Annotated in this window: 16 protein-coding genes; 5 read left to right on the top strand and 11 right to left on the bottom strand. The window is 73.2% G+C overall.

The window, feature by feature from the left end; translation table 11 throughout:
• Positions 1-30: 30 nt before the first annotated feature.
• Both Sdi02f_RS25685 and Sdi02f_RS25680 read right to left on the bottom strand, forming a co-directional pair.
• On the bottom strand, positions 31-3231 hold the full coding sequence (locus Sdi02f_RS25685) for a M20/M25/M40 family metallo-hydrolase (protein ID WP_030401837.1): 3201 nt from the start codon (positions 3229-3231) through the stop codon (positions 31-33).
• A gap of 233 nt (positions 3232-3464) precedes the next feature.
• On the bottom strand, positions 3465-4889 hold the full coding sequence (locus tag Sdi02f_RS25680) for a helix-turn-helix domain-containing protein (protein ID WP_108934100.1): 1425 nt from the start codon (positions 4887-4889) through the stop codon (positions 3465-3467).
• A gap of 217 nt (positions 4890-5106) precedes the next feature.
• On the opposite strand from Sdi02f_RS25680, the gene Sdi02f_RS25675 reads away from it, so the two are divergent.
• Both Sdi02f_RS25675 and Sdi02f_RS25670 read left to right on the top strand, forming a co-directional pair.
• Complete coding sequence (locus Sdi02f_RS25675) at positions 5107-5829, top strand: lysophospholipid acyltransferase family protein (RefSeq protein ID WP_030401839.1); 723 nt, start codon at positions 5107-5109, stop codon at positions 5827-5829.
• A gap of 79 nt (positions 5830-5908) precedes the next feature.
• On the top strand, positions 5909-6937 hold the full coding sequence (locus Sdi02f_RS25670) for an NAD-dependent epimerase/dehydratase family protein (protein ID WP_108934099.1): 1029 nt from the start codon (positions 5909-5911) through the stop codon (positions 6935-6937).
• A gap of 53 nt (positions 6938-6990) precedes the next feature.
• On the opposite strand, the gene Sdi02f_RS25665 is transcribed toward Sdi02f_RS25670, so the two are convergent.
• From Sdi02f_RS25665 to Sdi02f_RS25635, 7 genes are all read right to left on the bottom strand, one after another.
• Positions 6991-8604, bottom strand: a complete 1614-nt coding sequence (locus Sdi02f_RS25665) for an alpha/beta hydrolase (protein WP_107094274.1) — start codon at positions 8602-8604, stop codon at positions 6991-6993.
• Positions 8605-8745: 141 nt separating this feature from the next.
• The gene (locus tag Sdi02f_RS25660) at positions 8746-9510 is read right to left on the bottom strand and encodes an urease accessory protein UreD (RefSeq protein WP_108934265.1); all 765 of its coding nucleotides are present in this window, start codon (positions 9508-9510) and stop codon (positions 8746-8748) included.
• Positions 9507-10184, bottom strand: coding sequence for an urease accessory protein UreG (gene ureG, locus Sdi02f_RS25655; RefSeq protein ID WP_030401843.1), 678 nt, complete (start codon positions 10182-10184; stop codon positions 9507-9509). The genes Sdi02f_RS25660 and ureG overlap by 4 nt, the downstream gene beginning before the upstream one ends.
• Before the next feature lie 166 nt (positions 10185-10350).
• The gene (locus Sdi02f_RS25650; protein WP_030401844.1) at positions 10351-11025 is read right to left on the bottom strand and encodes an urease accessory protein UreF; all 675 of its coding nucleotides are present in this window, start codon (positions 11023-11025) and stop codon (positions 10351-10353) included.
• Between the two features lie 8 nt (positions 11026-11033).
• Entirely contained in the window at positions 11034-12755 is a 1722-nt protein-coding gene (locus Sdi02f_RS25645) for an urease subunit alpha (protein WP_108934098.1), read from the bottom strand.
• Positions 12748-13059, bottom strand: coding sequence for an urease subunit beta (locus Sdi02f_RS25640; RefSeq protein WP_031081865.1), 312 nt, complete (start codon positions 13057-13059; stop codon positions 12748-12750). The genes Sdi02f_RS25645 and Sdi02f_RS25640 overlap by 8 nt, the downstream gene beginning before the upstream one ends.
• Positions 13060-13072: 13 nt before the next feature.
• Positions 13073-13375 carry an urease subunit gamma gene (locus tag Sdi02f_RS25635; protein WP_030401847.1) on the bottom strand — a complete coding sequence of 101 codons (303 nt, stop codon included), beginning with the start codon at positions 13373-13375 and terminating at the stop codon, positions 13073-13075.
• A gap of 804 nt (positions 13376-14179) precedes the next feature.
• Here Sdi02f_RS25635 and Sdi02f_RS25630 point away from each other — a divergent pair.
• Complete coding sequence (locus tag Sdi02f_RS25630) at positions 14180-14653, top strand: C40 family peptidase (RefSeq protein WP_030401848.1); 474 nt, start codon at positions 14180-14182, stop codon at positions 14651-14653.
• Here the strand turns inward: Sdi02f_RS25630 and Sdi02f_RS25625 are convergent.
• Positions 14624-15136 carry an ATP-binding protein gene (locus Sdi02f_RS25625; RefSeq protein WP_108934097.1) on the bottom strand — a complete coding sequence of 171 codons (513 nt, stop codon included), beginning with the start codon at positions 15134-15136 and terminating at the stop codon, positions 14624-14626. The two genes, Sdi02f_RS25630 and Sdi02f_RS25625, sit on opposite strands and share 30 nt — an antisense overlap.
• 217 nt (positions 15137-15353) lie before the next feature.
• Between Sdi02f_RS25625 and Sdi02f_RS25620 the strand changes: the two genes are divergently transcribed.
• A complete protein-coding gene (locus tag Sdi02f_RS25620; RefSeq protein WP_108934096.1) occupies positions 15354-16214 on the top strand; it encodes a helix-turn-helix domain-containing protein in 861 nt (286 codons plus the stop codon).
• A 21-nt stretch (positions 16215-16235) separates the two neighbouring features.
• Entirely contained in the window at positions 16236-16463 is a 228-nt protein-coding gene (locus tag Sdi02f_RS25615; RefSeq protein WP_108934095.1) for a DUF397 domain-containing protein, read from the top strand.
• 42 nt (positions 16464-16505) lie between these two features.
• On the opposite strand, the gene Sdi02f_RS25610 is transcribed toward Sdi02f_RS25615, so the two are convergent.
• Positions 16506-17633 (bottom strand): 8-amino-7-oxononanoate synthase, encoded by a 1128-nt coding sequence (locus Sdi02f_RS25610; RefSeq protein ID WP_030401852.1) that lies wholly within the window; start codon positions 17631-17633, stop codon positions 16506-16508.
• Positions 17634-17675: the final 42 nt, after the last annotated feature.

The following is a 17675-nucleotide window of genomic DNA, read 5'->3' as shown; positions in this document are numbered from 1 at the left end:
GGCGTCCCCCAGGGGGGCGTCAGCGGTGTGTCACAGGCGCTGCCACAGGGCGGGGACGTTGGGCGGTTCCCAGCCGGGGTAGGCGGTGTGGCCCTGGAGGCACCGGTAGCGGACGCCGCCGTAGGTCACCACGTCACCGGCCGCGTAGGTGGCTCCCGGCTTCCAGGTGGTCTCCCCGCCGTCGTCGCCCGAGACGGTGAGGGTGTACGTGGTGGTGTGGGTGACGGTGCCCGTGCCGGTGAGGGTCAGGGTGTAGGTGCCGCCGGCCGTGCCCGCGGCGACCCGGACCGTGGCGGTCGAGGACTGGCCGGAGGTGACCGAGTCCGGCGTGAAGGCCACGCTCACGCCGGTCGGCGCGCCGGACGCCGAAAGGCGCACGTTCTGGGCCTCGCCGCTGGTCGTGGCGGTGTTCACGGCGACCGTCGCGGAGCCGCCCGGGGCGACCGTGCCGGCGGCCGGGTCGGCGGAGAGCGAGAAGTCGTCCTTCGGGGCGGGGGCGTCCCCGACGGCGGTCTTCCAGATCGTGTACGCGATGCCGTCGGCGCTGCGGTTCAGCGCGGTGGCGCTGATGTTGGAGGTGGTGTCGCAGGCGGAGTGGTAGCACGGGTCGTAGGACCGGCCGGCGGTGCCGCCCCACTTGGCGGCCTCCGCGGCCGACTTGACCGCGGAGGCACCGGTCGCGTAGCCGGAGGTGGGGATGCCGGCCTTCTGGAACGAGTAGTCGTCGGAGCGGCCCTGGCCCTCGACGTTCTCCTGCGGCGCGAGGCCGAGGGAGGTCCAGTACTCCCGCATCGGGGCGGAGGCCGAGGAGGTCAGGTTGTTGATGAAGTAGCCGCCGTTGACGGAGGCGACCATGTCGAAGTTGTAGTACGCCTTGATCTTGCCGCGCTCGGTCGTGGACAGCGTGCGGGTGTAGAAGTCGGAGCCCTTCAGGCCCTGCTCCTCGTCGGTCCACCAGGCGAAACGGACGCGGTTCTTCATGGTCGGGTTCTGCTGGGCGAGGGTCAGCGCCGTCTCGAGGAGCGCGGCGGATCCGGAGCCGTTGTCGTTGATGCCGGGGCCGGCCGCGACGCCGTCGAGGTGGGCGCCGAACATGTACACGCTGCCCGCGTCGCCCTTGGGCCATTCGGCGATCAGGTTGTTGCCCGCGCCCGCGGAGCAGCCGGAGGTGCAGGTCTGCTCGGTGACGGTGTAGCCGGCCGCCTGCAGCTTGCCCTTCACGTACGCGAGGGAGGCGGTGTATCCGGGGCCGGTGGCGCGGCGGTTGCCGCCGTTCTGTGCGGCGATGGAGCCGAACTGCGCCAGGTGCGCCTGCACCTGGGCGACGTCGACGTCGGGCGGCGTGCCCGGGCCGGTGCCGCCGCCGACGGTGAGGGTGTACTGGGCGGTGTGGCTCTTGCTGCCCGCGGTGCCCTTGACGGTGATCGCGTAGGTTCCGGCGGCGGTGCCGGAGGCGGTGGCGACCCGCATGGCCGAACTGGAGCCGGAGGTGACCGTCGCGGGGCTGAAGGTGACGCTCACGCCGGGCGGGGTGCCGGTGGCCGTGAGGGACACCTGCTGGGCGCTGCCGGCGACGGTCGTGGTGGTGACCGTGGCGGCGGCCGTGGAGCCGGCCTCGACGTTGCCGCTCGCCGGGCTGAGGGCCAGCGAGAAGTCGGTCTCCTGCCGGGCGCAGGTGGGGTCGCCGCTCTGGGCGGGGATGTCGATCGCGTTCCAGGCCGCCTTGGTGGCGTCGAACAGGTCGCAGGACGCGTCCAGGTTCTTGGCCGCGGTGAGGGTGGCGGAGCGGTACCGCTTGTAGGTCATGCCGCTGGTCTTGAGCAGCATCCCGCCGTAGAAGATCCTGCCGGCGTTCTGGATGCCGACGCCGGTCACCTGGCTGCCGTCGCAGGTGGGGCTGGAGGGCTTGCCGCCGCCGGGGCTGGAGCCCTCGGCCAGGAGGTAGAACCAGTGGTTCATGGGCCCGGCCGCCGCGTGCTCCTCGGTGTTCGGGATGGCGGCGGAGTAGCAGTTGGGGTCGTTGTTGACCAGCCGGGGGTTGTACATGTTGCGGATCGGGCCGCGCCCCTGGAGGTCGATCTTCTCGCCGACGGTGTAGTCGGGGGTGTCGTAGGGCGCGGGCTGGTTGGCGTAGGCCTCGGTCAGGGCGCCCATGATGTCGCCGGTGGCCTCGCCCAGGCCGCTCTCGTGGTTGGCGCCGCCGGGGGTGAAGCTGTCGAGTCCGTGGCCGTACTCGTGGCCCACCACGTCCATGCCGCCGATCCACTTGCCGGCGCTGTTGTGGCCGATGGTGACGCGTGAGCCGTCCCAGTAGGCGTTGAGCTGGTTGAGGCCGACCAGGGCGGGCCAGCTGCCGCCGTTGCCGTTGTGGCCGTTGCGGCCGAGCCAGTCGCGGAGCATGTCCGACTCCTTCTGCGCCGCGTACATGACGTCGACGCAGCCGGTCTCGCGGCTGGAGGCGTTGCCGGTGCCCCAGTCGTCGTCCGGGCCGGTGAACAGGCCGCCGTTGTAGTCCGAGCACTGCAGGCCGGGGCGGGTGGTGTCGCGCAGGACGTACTGGCTGCCCGAGCGGGAGGTGTCGATGGTCAGCGGGCTGGGGCCGTTCCACTCGCTGTGGCCGGTGCCGGCCTTCACGTCGTCGTAGCTGTCGACCACCTTGCCGGTGCGGGCGTCGACGAAGACGTGCAGTCTGCTGGGCACTCGGTCCTCGGTCGTTCCGACGAGCACGGTCTCCCAGGCGAGGGTCTGGACGTCGTCCTTGACCCGGACCACCAGCCTCCTGGAGTCGACCTCGTCGACGTGCGCGAGCCGCTCGCGGCTGGTCCGTACCGCCTGCTCGGCCTTGACCGCGGCCTCGGTGGGCACGGCTGTCGCGGCCTCGGTGGCGGACTGCACGGCACGTACCCGGCCCTTGCCGTCGGCGAGGACGACGGCGTCGCCGCCGACCACCGGCAGACCGTGGTAGGTGCGCTCGTAGGCGACGGAGAACAGGTCCTTGCCCCAGGGGGTGACCTGGTGGCGGTCGTACTGCTCGCCCTGGCCGCCGGCGGCCAGGGCGTCCAGGCCGCTGCGGACGGCCTGGTCGGCCGCGGCGACGGCCCTCTCGACGGGGGTGGGTTGCGCCGCGGAGGGCGCGGACCGCTCCGACGCCGAGGCGAGGGAGGCCGGTACCACCACCCCTGCGAGTGTCATGGCCAGGACTGTCCCGGCCACCGCGGTCTGTCTGAGCATCGTGGCTCCTTGTGAGAGTGGGGGGCTCCTTGCGGACCGGCCCGGGGCAGGACATGCCGGACGCGCGGCCCGGGGTGCGGACGCGCGTCGCTTGAGTGTCGGTTGCATGTCATGTCGCGGGCTGGCGGAACCCTCACACCCCGCCGCACCGGAATCAACGGCTCCGCGGGCGCGGTACCGTCCTGGCAAAATCCGGCAAGTGCGCGTGGGGCGCGGCGGCCCCGCCCCTCGCCTCACTCCCCCGCGGCCAGCAGCCGCTCCCGGTACTCCCGCACCTCCGGCAGGTCGGCCCACTTCCCGGCGAGCCGGGTGTGCAGTCCGCCCAGTTCGGCGGCGACCATCGAGGCGCGCGAGCGCACGGCCTCCGGCAGCACCTGTGAGGCGAGGGCGACGGCGGCGCCGGGATCGCCGGCACAGGCCAGGCTGTCCGCCAGGCGCAGGGTGAGCAGCAGGTGCGCGCTCCGCATCCGGGGCGGCACCTGTGCGCGCGAGCGCGCGGTGACCTCGACCGCGCGCCGGGCCGCCGTACGGTCCCCCGTCGCCACGGCGAGGTCGCGCAGGGCCCCGCCGACGGCCGAGTCGACCCGCATCGCGCCCTCGGCCCCGGCCATCCACGGCGCCTCCAGGTGGTCGCGCCGGTCGAGGCGGGCGAATCCCCGCCGGGCCAGGGTGATGTGGTGGCGGCACTGGGCGGCGTCGCCGGCCAGGGCGTGCCCGCGCGCCTGGTAGAGGTCCGACAGGGTGGCCGTCCACCGGCGCCGCCCGTCCACCGCGCCGATGCCCCGGGCGTAGCCGAGCATCAGCGAGGGGTCTCCGTCGAGACGGACCAGGGTGCACATGTCGCTGAGCAGGGTCGCGCGGGCCGGGGCGTCCTCGACGGCGTCCGCCCAGCGCAGTCCGTGGCCGAACCAGGCCATCGCGACGCCGATCTGCCCGCGTTCCATCCGCAGCCGGCCGGCGACCTGGGCGTACTGCGCGCCGAGCCGCAACTGCCCGTACGGCAGCCGCCCGGCGGAGTTGACCTCTCGGGCCCAGCGGACCAGCGCACGCAGCAGCCCCTCGACGGCCGTCACCCGGCCCTCGTGCCGAAACGCCTCGCGGATCAGACAGGCGAGGACGGCGGTGAGGCCGTGCAGCAGTTCCCCCTCGGCGACCGCCGCTCCGGTTCCGGTGGCCCATTCCGGGGCGGGGCCGCCCGCCGGGCCCGGCCCGCCGAGCGGCGCCGGCAGCGCGCCCGGCTCGGGCACCGCGCACCCGGCGGTGCCGTGCAGCGGGCACACCAGTCCCTCGGCGGGCAGCCGCGCGGGCCACATCCGGAGGTCCGGCGCGCCCTGCCCCCCGGGGGCGTCCGCACCGGGCAGCGGCGCGAACAGCGCCGGGTCGGCCGGGGACCGGTCCTGCCGCCGGGCCGCCTCGCGCGGCGCGGCGACGATCGCGGCCAGTTCCCCGCCCGTCTCCAGCACCGTGTCGAGCCGGCGCACCAGTCCCACGGGCGGCTCGCGCAGGCCCGCCTCCAGCTTGCTCACCGCCGAGTGGTGGTAGCCCACCCGCAGGCCGAGTTGCACCTGGGTGAGCCCCGCCGCCCTGCGCAGGGAGCGCAGGTGCCGCCCGAACTCCGCCCACGGTGCCCCGCCCGCCCGCGCCGATCCGCCGCTCATCCGGCCCTCCCCCCGGTCGCGCCCCCGCCGCGGGCCGTGCGCCGCCCGGGCTTCGCGCGTTCCGCCACCGGACAGCACAGAGGACGGGGTGGGCCGCGTCAATCGAGTTGACCGAAGAGCGGCCGAACCGCTCCCGGCCGGTTCCGCCGCCCTCGGGCTACGATCGGTCACCGGTCGCGGACGACCGGCCGGGAGCCCGGAGAACTGGAGACGCACCGTGTTCTACTACGTGCTCAAGTACGTCCTGCTGGGCCCGCTGCTGAGGGTCGTCTTCCGCCCGCGGATCGAGGGCCTGGACCATGTGCCGGACTCGGGGGCGGCCATCGTCGCGGGCAACCACCTCTCCTTCTCGGACCACTTCCTGATGCCCGCGGTGCTCAAGCGCCGCATCACCTTCCTCGCCAAGGCCGAGTACTTCACCGGGCCGGGCCTCAAGGGCAGGCTGACCGCGTTCTTCTTCCGCAGCGCCGGCCAGATCCCCGTCGACCGCTCCGGCAAGGAGGCGGGGCAGGCCGCGATCCGCGAGGGGCTCGGTGTGCTGGGCCGGGGCGAGTTGCTCGGCATCTATCCGGAGGGCACGCGTTCGCACGACGGCCGGCTGTACAAGGGCAAGGTCGGCGTCGCGGTGATGGCCCTGAGGGCCCGGGTGCCCGTCGTGCCCTGCGCGATGATCGGCACCTTCGAGGCACAGCCGCCGGGCCGGAAGATCCCGAGGCTGCACCCGGTGGTGATCCGCTTCGGCGAGCCCCTCGACTTCTCGCGCTACGCGGGCATGGAGGGCGAGAAGGCCGTGCTGCGTGCCGTCACCGACGAGATCGTCTACGCCATCCTCTCGCTGTCCGGCCAGGAGTACGTCGACCGGTACGCCGCGGACGTGAAGGCCGAGGAGGCCAGGAAGGCGGCCGAGGGCCGCAGGTTCCCCCGGCTGCCGCGCCGTTAGCCGGGGCCTTCGGGGCCGCGTCCTCTGCCGTCGGCAGAACGGCGTGACCGGCCGGGGCCGGGGCACCTACGGTCGCCGTATGACACGTGCGGTGGTGATCGGGGCGACGGGACAGATCGGACGGGCGGCGGTGGACGCGCTGGCCCGGGACGGGTGGGAGGTGACGGCCGTCTCGCGGAGCGGCGACCGGGACCGGCGGTGGTCCGGGGACGTGCGGGCGGTGGTCGCCGACCGGGACGACGACGCGGCGCTGGCGGCGGCGGTGGGCGGGGACTGCGACGTGCTGGTGGACGTGGTGGCCTACGGAGAGCGGCACGCACGGCAGTTGGTCTCGCTCGCCGGACGAGTCGGTTCGGCGGTGGTGATCTCCAGCGTGTCGGTCTACGAGGACGACAGGGGCCGCGGCTTCGACACGCAGGGCGAGCCCGGCGGCTTCCCCGAGTACCCGGTGCCGCTCACGGAGGCGCAGCGCACCGTCCGCCCGGGCAACGGCTCCTACAGCGCCCGCAAGGCGGCGCTGGAGCGGGAACTCCTGGCGGCGGGTGACCGGCTGCCGGTGACCCTGCTGCGTGCGGGCGCGGTCCACGGGCCGTACTGCCGGACTCCGCGGGAGCTGTACTTCGTCAAGCGCAACCTCGACGGCAGACGGCAGCGCGTACTCGCGTACGGCGGTACGAGCCGCTTCCACCCGGCAGGCGTCGACAACATCGCCGAGCTGATCGGGCTGGCCGCAGCGAGGCCGGGCACCCGCGTCCTGAACGCGGTGGACCCGGACGCCCCGACGGTGGCGGAGATCGGGGCGGCGATCGACGCGGTGATGGGTGTCGAGGCCGAGTACCTGCTGGTGGACGGCCCCCCGCCGGCGGACGGCGTCGGGGACACCCCGTGGACCGTGCCGGCTCCGGTGGTGTGTGACATGGGCGCGGCACGGGAAGAGCTGGGCTACCGCCCGGTCGCCCGGTACGCCGACGCCCTGCCCCGGACCGTGGCCTTCATCGAGGAGCGGCTGGCAGGACGGGACTGGCGCGAGGCCTACCCGGAGATGTACACGGCGTACGGCGACCTCTTCGACTACGCGGCCGAGGACGCCTGGGCGGGGCGGCGTTGACGGTGGGGGCGGCCGGACCGGCCGCCCCCACCGCGTGCGCGTCCGTCGGCCGGTTACGGCTTGGGCGTGGCGTGCGGGGCGCAGGTCACGTCACGGGCGTCCAGCTCGCCGGTGAGCAGGTAGGCGTCGACGCGGTCGTTGACGCACGGGTTGACCAGTCCCGTGACACCGTGCGAACCGGCGTCCCGCTCGGTGACGAGCCGGGAGCCCTTGAACCGCTGGTGCAGTTCGACGGCGCCCGCGTACGGGGTGGCCGCGTCGCGCTCGGACTGGACGATCAGCACCGGCGGAAGTCCCTTGCCGGTCTTGACGTTCAGCGGGGTCTGCTGCTTGACCGGCCAGGTGGCGCACGGCAGGTTCATCCAGGCGTTGGCCCAGGTCATGAACGGGTGGTCGCGGTGCAGTCGGGTGTTGTCCCGGTCCCAGGTGTTCCAGTTGGCCGGCCACTTGGCGTCGGTGCACTCGACGGCCGTGTAGACGGCGTTGCCGTTCTCCGCGGAGGCGTTGCCCGCGGTGTCGGACGGGTCGGGCGCGGCGGCGTCGACGAGGGCCTGGGTGTCACCGGCCACGTACTTGCTGAAGATCTCGGCGGTCGGCGCCCAGGCGGAGTCGTAGTACGGGGCGCTCTGGAAGAAGGAGATCAGCTCGGCCGGTCCGACGACGCCGCCCAGCGGCTCCTTCGCGGCGGTGGCGCGCAGCTTCAGCCACTGGTCCTGGACCTCGGCGCGGGTGTCGCCGAGGTGGTAGGTGGCGTCGTTCGCGGCCACCCAGTCCTGCCAGTCCTTCCAGCGGCCCTCGAAGGCGACGTCCTGGTCCAGGTTGGCCTGGTACCAGATCTTGTCGCGGGAGGGGTTGACGACGCTGTCGACGACCATGCGGCGGACGTGGTCCGGGAAGAGGGTGCCGTAGACGGCGCCGAGGTAGGTGCCGTAGGAGACGCCGAGGTAGTTGAGCTTCGTCTCGCCGAGCGCGGCGCGGATGACGTCGAGGTCGCGCGCGGTGTTCGGCGTGGTCATGTGCGGGAGCATCTCGCCGCTGCGCTCGAAGCAGCCCTCGGCGTACGCGCGGGCGAGCCCCCGCTGGACGCGCTTGTCCGCCTCGGAGCCGGGCACGGGGTCGGCCTTGGGCGCCGCGACGAACTCCTGGGGGTCCACGCAGGAGATGGGAGCGGAGTGGCCGACGCCGCGGGGGTCGAAGCCGACGAAGTCGTAGGCCTTGGCCGCCTTCGCCCACACCGCGCTCTTGCTCGTGACGCGGGCGGGGAAGCGCAGGCCGGAGCCGCCGGGCCCGCCGGGGTTGTAGATGAGCGCGCCCTGGCGCTCGCCCTTGCTTCCCGTGTTGCCGATGCGGTCGACGGCGAGCTTGATCTGCTTGCCGTCCGGCTTGGCGTAGTCCAGCGGCACCGTGACGTAGCCGCACTGGATGGGCTTCGGCAGGTTCCAGTCGGCTGCGCAGTCCTTCCAGTCGACACCGGCCCTGGCGGCGCGGGCGGCGGCGACGGCCGCGCCGCGCGCCTCCCGGTCCCAGCCCCGCGCGTGCCCCTGTCCGTCGGCCGGGGCGGCGCTCGCGGCGGGCGCCGAGACGGCGCCGGCTATCAGCGTGGCGGTGACCAGCGCTCCGGCCGTGCCGAACGCGGTCGCCCTCCGCCGCATGCTGCTCTTGCTCAAGTGGCCCTCCCCGTACGTGTTCGCGACAAGTACGGGGATCTTCGCGGCTGTGGCTTTCCTGAGAACAGAGCCAGTACTACTTCTTTGCCAATCCGATAAACGGAGAACCGCGTTCGATCGACGGAACCACCGGGGTGGACCTCAGTCCAGCGAGACGAGCGCCCCGTCCAGCAGCCGCCGCAGCCGCAGCCCGTCCGGCGCCACGGCGCTCACCAGCGCGGCGGGCCCGGCGAGCGGCATGACGGCCGCGCCCTCCTCGTACACGCAACCCGCCGGTGGCCGGTCGGCGAACTCGGGCCGTACGACGACCACCTGGCCGACCGCCCGGTGTCCCGCCAGCCCGGCCGGACCGTCCCAGCCGCCCGGCGCGCCGGGCCCGCAGCCCAGCTCCTGGTCGAGGACGCAGCGCCCGTCGATCCGCACGGTCAGACGGCTGGTGAGGCGCCCGGGCTCCTCCCCGGCCCGCCCGAGCACCTGCTCCTCGCGCAGCAGCAGCCGTGCCCCGGCGGCCAGGTCGACGGACGTGGTGAGGCGCAGATCGCTGCCCCCGGCGGAGATCAACTGCTCCGGCAGCCAGCACAGCTCGGCCCCGTCGTCGACGGTGAGCCGGACGTCGTAGCGGGCTCCGGCCTTGTCCTGCCCGGGCAGCGCGAGCGTGGCGGCGGCCGAGCCGACCCGCAGGCGGGCGCCGCTCCGGGCCTGGACGTCCACCGTGAAGTGGTCGCCGCCGAGCGGCCCGCTCATCGCGCCGACCAGCATCACCCGGGCCTCGGCTCCGCTCCCCCGGGTCCGCCGCAGGGCGAGGGGTCCCTCGCCCTCCAGGACGGGCAGGGCGGTGCCGCCCCGCCCGTCGCCGCGGGCGAGCACGCGGGCGCTCGCCCGGACGCCGCCCGGGGCCGTGGTCACGCGGTCCACGCGGCGATCCGCTCCCGCACCCAGTCGGCGACCTCGCGCACTCCGTCCTCGCTCCGCAACGACTGGAGGACGACGGGGAGTTCGCCACGGACCGCCTTGGCGTCGGCGGCCATCCGCGCGAGGTCGGAACCGACGTACGGCGCGAGGTCGGTCTTGTTGACGATCAGCAGGTCGGCGGTGGCGACACCGGGGCCGCCCTTGCGCGGGATGTCGTCGCCGCCCGCCACGTCGATCACGAACACCTGCGCGTCGACCAGCCCCTTGGAGAAGGTGGCGGTGAGGTTGTCCCCGCCGGACTCCACCAGGACCAGGTCGAGGGGCCCGACTTCGTCCTCCAGGTCCTCGACGGCCTCCAGGTTGGCGGAGATGTCGTCCCGGATCGCGGTGTGCGGACACGCGCCGGTCTCCACGGCGGTGATCCGCTCGGGCGGCAGCACGGCCTCCCTCAGCAGGAACTCGGCGTCCTCACGGGTGTAGATGTCGTTGGTCACCACCGCGAGGGACAACTCCTCCCGCAGCGCCCGGCACAGCGCGGCGACGGTGGCGGTCTTCCCGGAACCGACGGGCCCTCCGAGCCCGATCCGCAGCGCCCGACGGGTCCCGTCGGGACGGCGGGCGTCGGCGGAGACGGCGGCCGGGGCTTCGTGGTGATGGTCGAGATGCATGAAACGGCTCCTGTCGAAGTCGGGGTCGGCCTTCCGGCCCGTCCGGCGCGCGGGGACGGGGCCGTTGAGGCCGAAGGGGGGCCAGGGGGCACGGCCCCCCGGCGGGGTGGAAGGGGCCGTGGCCCCTGATGCAGGGAACGGAAAGGGACGGCGGGGGCGAACTCACCTACGAGGCGAACAACCGCACGGGCCAGGCGGCATGCGCCTCCGCCCCGATCTCCAGCAACGGCGCGGACCGCGCGGGCAGCACGCCGGCCCCGTCGGTCACGACGCGCTCGGCCGTCTCCACGGCCTCCCGGGCCGCCCGGTCCACCTCGTCCGCGAGCCGCGCGAGCACGCCCGTCGCGTCGAACGGATCGAGACCGAGCAGCCGCACGACGGCGGTCGCGGGCCCGCTCACCCCCTCGTAGAGGGAGCAGTACGCCGCGTCGAGCGCCGTGAGACCGGCCGCGCGCGCGGCCAGCCCGAGCACGACGGGCTGATGGGCGCCCTTGGGGAACAGCGCGGCCACGGCGTCGAGTTCGGGACTCGGCCAGGTCGCCCTGGCGGCCCGCGTCAACTGCCGCCCCAGGCGGCGCGCCGCCACCCGCAGGGCGGGCGACGGGGTGCGGGCGTCGGCGGCCCGGTCGAGTTCGCCGGGGTCGACGCCGAGCGCGGCGGCGGCCGCGACACACGCCGCGACAACCCCGCTCGTGTGCAACCGCCCACGGCAGAACGCCTCCAGGCTCGCGGCGTCGGTGATGCGTCCCGCCCGCACGGCGGCCTCCGCCCCGCCGGAGTGGGCGTGCCCACCGGCGGGGAAGCGGCCGTCCGCGAGGACGAGCAGTGCTGCGCGGCTCATCCCGGCGCTCAGAAGAGGAAGTACCGCTGGGCCAGCGGCAGTTCGGCGACGGGGGCGGGTTCGACGAGTTCGCCGTCGATGGTCACCGCGAAGGAGTCCGCGGCGACCTCCACGCGGGGCAGCGCGTCGTTCTGCCGCATGTCCGCCTTGGTCCGGCCGCGCGTGGACCGGATGGGCACGAACGCCCGCCCGAGCCCGAGCCGCTCCGCCAGCCCGTCCTCGACGGCCTGCTCGGAGACGAAGTTGACCGAGTTGGTGGCGGGAGCCGTCCCGAGCGCCCCGTACATCGGGCGCGGCAGGACCGGCTGCGGCGTGGGAATGGAGGCGTTCGCGTCGCCCACCTGCGCGTACGCGATCTGGCCGCCCTTGATGACGAGGTGTGGCCGCACGCCGAAGAAGCGGGGGTCCCAGAGCACCAGGTCGGCGAGCTTGCCGGTCTCGACGGAACCGACCTCGTGCTCGATGCCCTGGGCCACGGCGGGGTTGATGGTGTACTTGGCGACATAGCGACGGGCGCGGAGGTTGTCCGCACGGGTGTCGCCGGGCAGGAAGCCGCGCCGCCGCTTCATCACGTGCGCGGTCTGCCAGGTCCGCAGGATCACCTCGCCGATGCGCCCCATGGCCTGGGCGTCGGACGACATGATGGAGATCGCCCCCATGTCGTGCAGGATGTCCTCGGCCGCGATGGTGCTGGGCCGGATCCGGGACTCGGCGAAGGCCAGGTCCTCGGGGACGGCGGGGTTGAGGTGGTGGCAGACCATCAGCATGTCGAGGTGCTCCTCGACGGTGTTGACGGTGTGCGGCCGGGTCGGGTTGGTGGACGCCGGCAGCATGTTGGGCAGCGACACCGCCGTGATCATGTCAGGTGCGTGGCCGCCGCCGGCGCCCTCGACGTGGAAGGCGTGCAGGGTGCGGCCGGCGACCGCGTCGAAGGTGTCGCCGACGAAGCCCGCCTCGTTCAGGGTGTCGGAGTGGATGGCGAGCTGGACGCCGGACTCCTCGCACACGTCCAGGCAGGCGGAGATGACGGCGGGGGTCGCGCCCCAGTCCTCGTGGATCTTGAAGCCGAGGACGCCGGCGCGCAGTTGGTCGCGCATGGACTCCTTCGACATGGTGCTGCCCTTGCCGAGGAAGCCGATGTTGACGGGGCTCGACTCCACGGCGGCGAACATCCACGCGAGGTGCCAGGCGCCGGGCGTGACGGTCGTCGCCTTGCTGCCCTCGGCGGGGCCGGTGCCGCCGCCGATGAGGGTGGTGATGCCGGACGCCAGGGCCTCGTCGACGGCGTCCGGCGCGATGAAGTGGACGTGGGTGTCGATGCCGCCCGCGGTCACGATCTTGCCGTTGCCCGCGATCACCTCGGTCTCGGGGCCGATGACCAGGTCGGGGTGGACGCCGTCCATGGTGTCCGGGTTGCCGGACTTGCCGATGCCCGTGATCCGGCCGTCGCGGATGCCGATGTCGGCCTTGACGATCCCCCAGTGGTCGATGATCACGGCTCCGGTGATCACGGTGTCGGGGGCGCCTTCGGCGCGGGTCGTACGCGCCTGGCCCATGGACTCGCGCAGCACCTTGCCGCCGCCGAAGACGGCTTCGTCGCCGGAGCGGCCGGGGCCGCCCGAGCGGTCCTCCTCGATCTCGACGAGGAGGTCGGTGTCGGCGAGGCGGATCCGGTCGCCGGTGGTCGGGCCGAACAGGTCGGCGTAGGCGGGACGGGACAGTTCACGCATCGAGGGCACCTCCGGTCGCGCCGCGCAGCCCCACGACGACACGGGCGCCCCCGAGGGGGATCAGCCGTACGTCGACGGGGATGCCGGGCTCGAACCGGACGGCGGTGCCGGCGGCGATGTCCAGACGCCTGCCGTGCGCCGCGGCGCGGTCGAACTCGAGACCGGGGTTGACCTCGGCGAAGTGGTAGTGGGAGCCGACCTGGACGGGCCGGTCGGCGGTGTTGAGCACGGTCAGGCGGATCACGTCGCGGCCTTCGTTGAAGGCCACCGGCTCGTCGGCGAAAAGGATCTCTCCGGGAATCACGACTGCCGCTCCGTCAGATGATCGGGTCATGGACGGTGACCAGCTTGGTGCCGTCGGGGAAGGTGGCCTCGACCTGCACGTCGTGGATCATCTCGGGGATGCCCTCCATGACCTCGTCGCGCTGGATCAGCTTGCGTCCGGAGGCCATGAGTTCGCCGACGCTGCGCCCGTCCCGGGCGCCTTCGAGGATGTGCGCGGTGATCAGCGCGACGACCTCGGGATGGTTCAGCTTGACGCCTCGTGCGCGGCGCCTGTCGGCCACGTCCGCGGCCACATGGATGAGCAGTCTCTCCTGCTCGTGCGGGGTCAGTTGCATTTACCACCTCACAGGGCATGCCGTCAGGACCGGACGGCCGGCTGCCGCGGCTACCGCGACGGCTCTAGATGTAACACAGGGGAATGCGCCCGAATGCACCCACCGGTGCCGCAAAAGCGCAGGTGGATCGGGGTGCAGAGTACGGCTAGAGTGTTACGGCCACGTCACCCGGTTTTGACCGAGTGATTACCGATGCCGTCGGCGCTTTCCGGCATGCCCTCTCTCGGTCGGCGACGTCCCGCATGTCCGCTCCGGCACACTCGGGTCGAAACAGACCGAAGCGGAACGTACCGGATCGAAACGGACCAAAAGGCGTACCCTCTTTCGGCGTAGGAACACGTCCGATTCGCGACCGGTCCAAGTTGCGGCACCCGTGCTCCACGCGTGCGCGACGCGCCCCTGCGCCGCTGGTCCCGGGGCCGCCGGCACGGGGGACGGCGCCTCGGCGACGCAGGCGTCAACCCGATCGGACGAGCGGCGCGTAACAACACAAAGAGCACGTTCCGTTGGGAATTCCCCTGGGGGCGGGACAAGATCCGTGACTGACGACAAGCCCCCGCCGCAGCGGCGGGGCGGTCCGGGCGGACGCCGAGTCCTGCCGCCGCCCGGACGACCGGTCGACAGGGAAGTGGATCGGCAGGAGTGGAGGACCCGAGCACGACGGGTCGCCGGCACGGCCGTCCGGACTTTCGGACGCCGGGGCCGAGCGGTCCTTGGGGTGAAGCCGCACGCGTGCGGCCGGGCAACTTCGCCAGCCCGAATCCGACAGGTCATCCTTCACAGGCGGCTGACGAAGGGTTGCGCATGTCCGCGCTCAATCGTGTCCCGTCCCTGATGGCTCGTGCCGGTACCGCCTCGGCCCTCACCCTCGCCGCCGTGGGCGGCTCCGTCGTGGTCCCCGGTGTCGCCTCCGAGGCGGCCGCGGCGACCCATGCGGCGAAAGCCCTCAAGATCGCCGCTTCCAAGAAGGGCGCCCCCTACCGCTGGGGCGCCACCGGCCCCTACCGGTTCGACTGCTCCGGCCTGACGCTGTACTCGTTCAAGAAGGCCGGCAAGAAACTGCCCCGCACCGCGGCCCAGCAGTACAACAACACCCGCCATGTCTCCCCCGGCAACCGCAAGGCGGGAGACCTGGTGTTCTTCCACTCGGGCCGCAGCGTGTACCACGTCGGCATCTACGCCGGGAAGGGCAAGCTCTGGCACGCCCCGAAGACCGGGGACGTGGTGCGCCTGCAGAAGATCTGGACCTCAAGCGTCTGGTACGGCCGGGTCAAGTAGCCCGCCCGCGGGGGTGACGGCGCTCTGCCCCGCCGTCACCCCCGCGGGTGCGGCCGGCCGGCCCGGGGGCGCCCAGGGCAGTTCGATCGAGACGGTCTTGCCGCCCTCGCGCGTGGGCCGGACCCGCAGCCTGCCGCCGTACTCGGCGGTCAGCCAGCGGATGATCACCATGCCCCGCCCGTTGTCCTGCTGCACGGCCGCGGGCAGGCGCTTGGGGAAGCGCGGATGGCTGTCGGTGACGCCGACGCGCAGTCTCTCGTCGCGGTCGAGGACGAGGTTCACCGTGAAGGTGGGCGACTGCCCCAGCGTGTGCTGGACGGCGTTGGTCGCCAGTTCGGAGACGACGAGCCGGACGGTCTCGGACAGGTCCGCGTCGGCCGGCAGCCCCCATTCCGCCAGGGTGCCGACCGCGTAGGTCCGCGCGGCGGCCACCGAGGCGGGATCGCTCGGCAGAGTGACGGATGCTTCCAGATGATCTGCCATGGCCACGTCGTCCCTTTCTCACGGGACCGCAGGCCCGACACGGAGCGGATCGTTCGAGTACGGTCCCGGACTGGTGCTTCGCCGCCAGACTGCCACCACTGACCCGGTGAAGGGCGGCGATCCACCAAGATATGCATATATCTGTCGCTCGAAGCGGTGAACTCTGCGACGGCCGAGCGTATTCGGGCGGCTCATAGGGAGTAGGGGGAGTTGTCCCATGCAGCACGGTCCCGTGGTGCGCCGCCGGAAGCTGGGTGCGGAACTGCGCGCCCTGCGCGCGGCGGCGGGCATCACCAGCGGCGAGGCGGCCCGGCTCGTGGGCTGGCACCAGTCGAAGGTCAGCCGGATCGAGACCGGCACGAGTGGCGCGAAACCGGCCGACGTGCGGTTGCTGCTGGACGTCTACGGCGTGGACGACGAGCAGTTGCGGGGACTGCTGGTGACGCTGGCGCACTCCGAGGACGCCGGCGGGCGCAACCACTGGTGGCACGCCTATCGCGGGGTGCTGCCCCCGACCTACCGCGACTTCATCAGCCTGGAGTCGCAGGCCAGCGCGATGCGCACCCTGGAGACCACGGTGGTCCCCGGCCTGCTCCAGACGCCGGAGTACGCCCGCGCGGTGACGCGGGCGGCGGTGGACGGACTGCCGGAGGAACGGCTGGACACACTGGTGGAGGTCCGGCTGGCCCGCCAGGACGTCCTGCGCGCGGACCCGCCGCTGGCGCTCAGCGCGGTGCTGGACGAGGCGGTGCTGCGCCGGGAGGTGGGCGGACCGGGGGTGATGGCCCGTCAACTGGCCCGCCTGGTCGAGGCCGCGCGGCTCCCCCACGTCCGGCTCCAGGTCCTGCCCTTTGCCGCCGGGGCGCACATCGGTGTCACCGGGCCTTTCGTAATCTTCTCCTTTTCGACCACTTCTGATCTCGACGTGGTGGTTCTCGACCACTTGACGAGTAGCTTGCATCTCGAACGGAAAGAAGACCTAGAGGCCTACACCGAGGCCTTCAACTCCCTTCTGATCCATGCCCTTTCGCCCGAGGACTCGTTGGACTTCATCGCCGCGACCGCGGCAGGCGCGTAAGGAGGCACCATGCCAGGCATCATGTCCGAACGTCCCCGGAACATCCCTGTCAGCACCGATATGACCGGCACCCGGTGGCTGCGCAGCAGTTACAGCACCGGGGCCAACAACTGCCTGGAGACGGCCCGTCCGCCGGCCGGCCCCTGGGCCGGACTGCTCGCCGTGCGCGACTCCAAGAACCCGGCCGGGCCCGCCCTGCTCTTCTCCCCCGGGAGCTGGACGGCCTTCACCGCGGCCGTCCGCGACTGACCGCGCAGGGCGCCGGACGACGCACGGCCGTGCCACGCCGACTCATGGCCGCGTTTCGCCGATCACCCGTACAGCGCGTTCGATCTGTTCCCCGGAGAGGTCCCCGCGGGCGGTCAGCCTGAGCCGTGAGACGCCGTCGGGCACGGAAGGAGGGCGGAAGCAGCCCACGGACAGGCCGGCCGCACGGCAGTCGGCCGCCCATCGCACGGCTTCCTCCGGGGACGGCGCGCGCACCGAGACCACCGCGGCGTCGGGACGTACCGCGTCCAGACCCGCGGCGGTCAGGCGTGCGTGCAGTGCGGCGGCGACGGCTCGGGCCCTCGCCGCACGCTCGGGCTCGCGGCCGAGCAGCCGGAGGGCCGCCAGGGCCGCCCCCGCCGCGGCGGGGGCGAGTCCGGTGTCGAAGATGAACGTACGGGCCGCGTTGACCAGGTGGTCGACGACCCGGGCGGGGCCGAGGACGGCGCCGCCCTGGGCGCCGAGCGACTTGGACAGCGTGACGGTCGCGACGACGTCGTCCCGGCCCGCGAGCCCCGCCCCCTGCGGGGCACCCCGTCCGCCGTGGCCCAGGACGCCGAGCCCGTGGGCGTCGTCGACGACGAGTCCGGCGCCGTACGCCCGGCACGCCTCGGCGAGTTCGGCCAGGGGAGCCGCGTCGCCGTCGACCGAGAAGACCGTGTCGGACACGGCCACGGCGGGGCCCTCGTGCGTCGCCAGTGCCTTGCGCACGGCGTCCGGGTCGGCGTGCCCCACGACCTGGGTCGTGCCGCGGGCCAGCCGGCAGCCGTCGATGAGCGAGGCGTGGTTGCCCGCGTCGGAGACGACGAGGCTGCCGTGCGGTGCCAGCGCGGTGACCGCGGCGAGGTTGGCCGCGTAGCCGGAGGAGAGGACGAGCGCCGCCTCGAAGCCGCAGAACGCGGCCAGTTCGCGCTCGAGTTCGGTGTGCAGCGCGGTCGTACCGGTCACCAGCCGCGAGCCGGTCGCGCCGGCGCCCCAGGTCCGGGCGGCCCGTACCGCCCCCTCGACGACCTCCGGGTGCCGGGCCAGCCCCAGGTAGTCGTTGCTCGCCAGGTCCAGCAGCGGCGACCGGGCCGGACGGGGCCGCAGCACCCGTACGAGTCCGGCCGCGCGACGCGCCCGGTCCTGCTCGTCGATCCAGCCGAACGCCATGGCGCCGTCCTCCGGGGTTTTGTAGGCAATGAACAGACATTA

Source organism: Streptomyces ardesiacus, from assembly GCF_003112575.1.
Lineage (GTDB): Bacteria > Actinomycetota > Actinomycetes > Streptomycetales > Streptomycetaceae > Streptomyces > Streptomyces ardesiacus.
The sequence above is the reverse complement of the archived record's forward strand: the minus strand, read 5'-3'. Positions and strand labels throughout refer to the sequence as shown.

Bases quoted from the DNA above. Each gene is read 5' to 3' on its own strand.
- Sdi02f_RS25620 (WP_108934096.1), top strand. From the start codon at position 15,354: ATGCAGCACGGTCCCGTGGTGCGCCGCCGGAAGCTGGGTGCGGAACTG.
- Sdi02f_RS25650 (WP_030401844.1), bottom strand. From the start codon at position 11,025: ATGAGCCGCGCAGCACTGCTCGTCCTCGCGGACGGCCGCTTCCCCGCC.
- Sdi02f_RS25625 (WP_108934097.1), bottom strand. From the start codon at position 15,136: ATGGCAGATCATCTGGAAGCATCCGTCACTCTGCCGAGCGATCCCGCC.
- Sdi02f_RS25680 (WP_108934100.1), bottom strand. From the start codon at position 4,889: ATGAGCGGCGGATCGGCGCGGGCGGGCGGGGCACCGTGGGCGGAGTTC.
- Sdi02f_RS25615 (WP_108934095.1), top strand. From the start codon at position 16,236: ATGTCCGAACGTCCCCGGAACATCCCTGTCAGCACCGATATGACCGGC.
- Sdi02f_RS25670 (WP_108934099.1), top strand. From the start codon at position 5,909: ATGACACGTGCGGTGGTGATCGGGGCGACGGGACAGATCGGACGGGCG.
- Sdi02f_RS25610 (WP_030401852.1), bottom strand. From the start codon at position 17,633: ATGGCGTTCGGCTGGATCGACGAGCAGGACCGGGCGCGTCGCGCGGCC.
- Sdi02f_RS25635 (WP_030401847.1), bottom strand. From the start codon at position 13,375: ATGCAACTGACCCCGCACGAGCAGGAGAGACTGCTCATCCATGTGGCC.
- Sdi02f_RS25685 (WP_030401837.1), bottom strand. From the start codon at position 3,231: ATGCTCAGACAGACCGCGGTGGCCGGGACAGTCCTGGCCATGACACTC.
- Sdi02f_RS25630 (WP_030401848.1), top strand. From the start codon at position 14,180: ATGTCCGCGCTCAATCGTGTCCCGTCCCTGATGGCTCGTGCCGGTACC.
- Sdi02f_RS25645 (WP_108934098.1), bottom strand. From the start codon at position 12,755: ATGCGTGAACTGTCCCGTCCCGCCTACGCCGACCTGTTCGGCCCGACC.
- ureG (WP_030401843.1), bottom strand. From the start codon at position 10,184: ATGCATCTCGACCATCACCACGAAGCCCCGGCCGCCGTCTCCGCCGAC.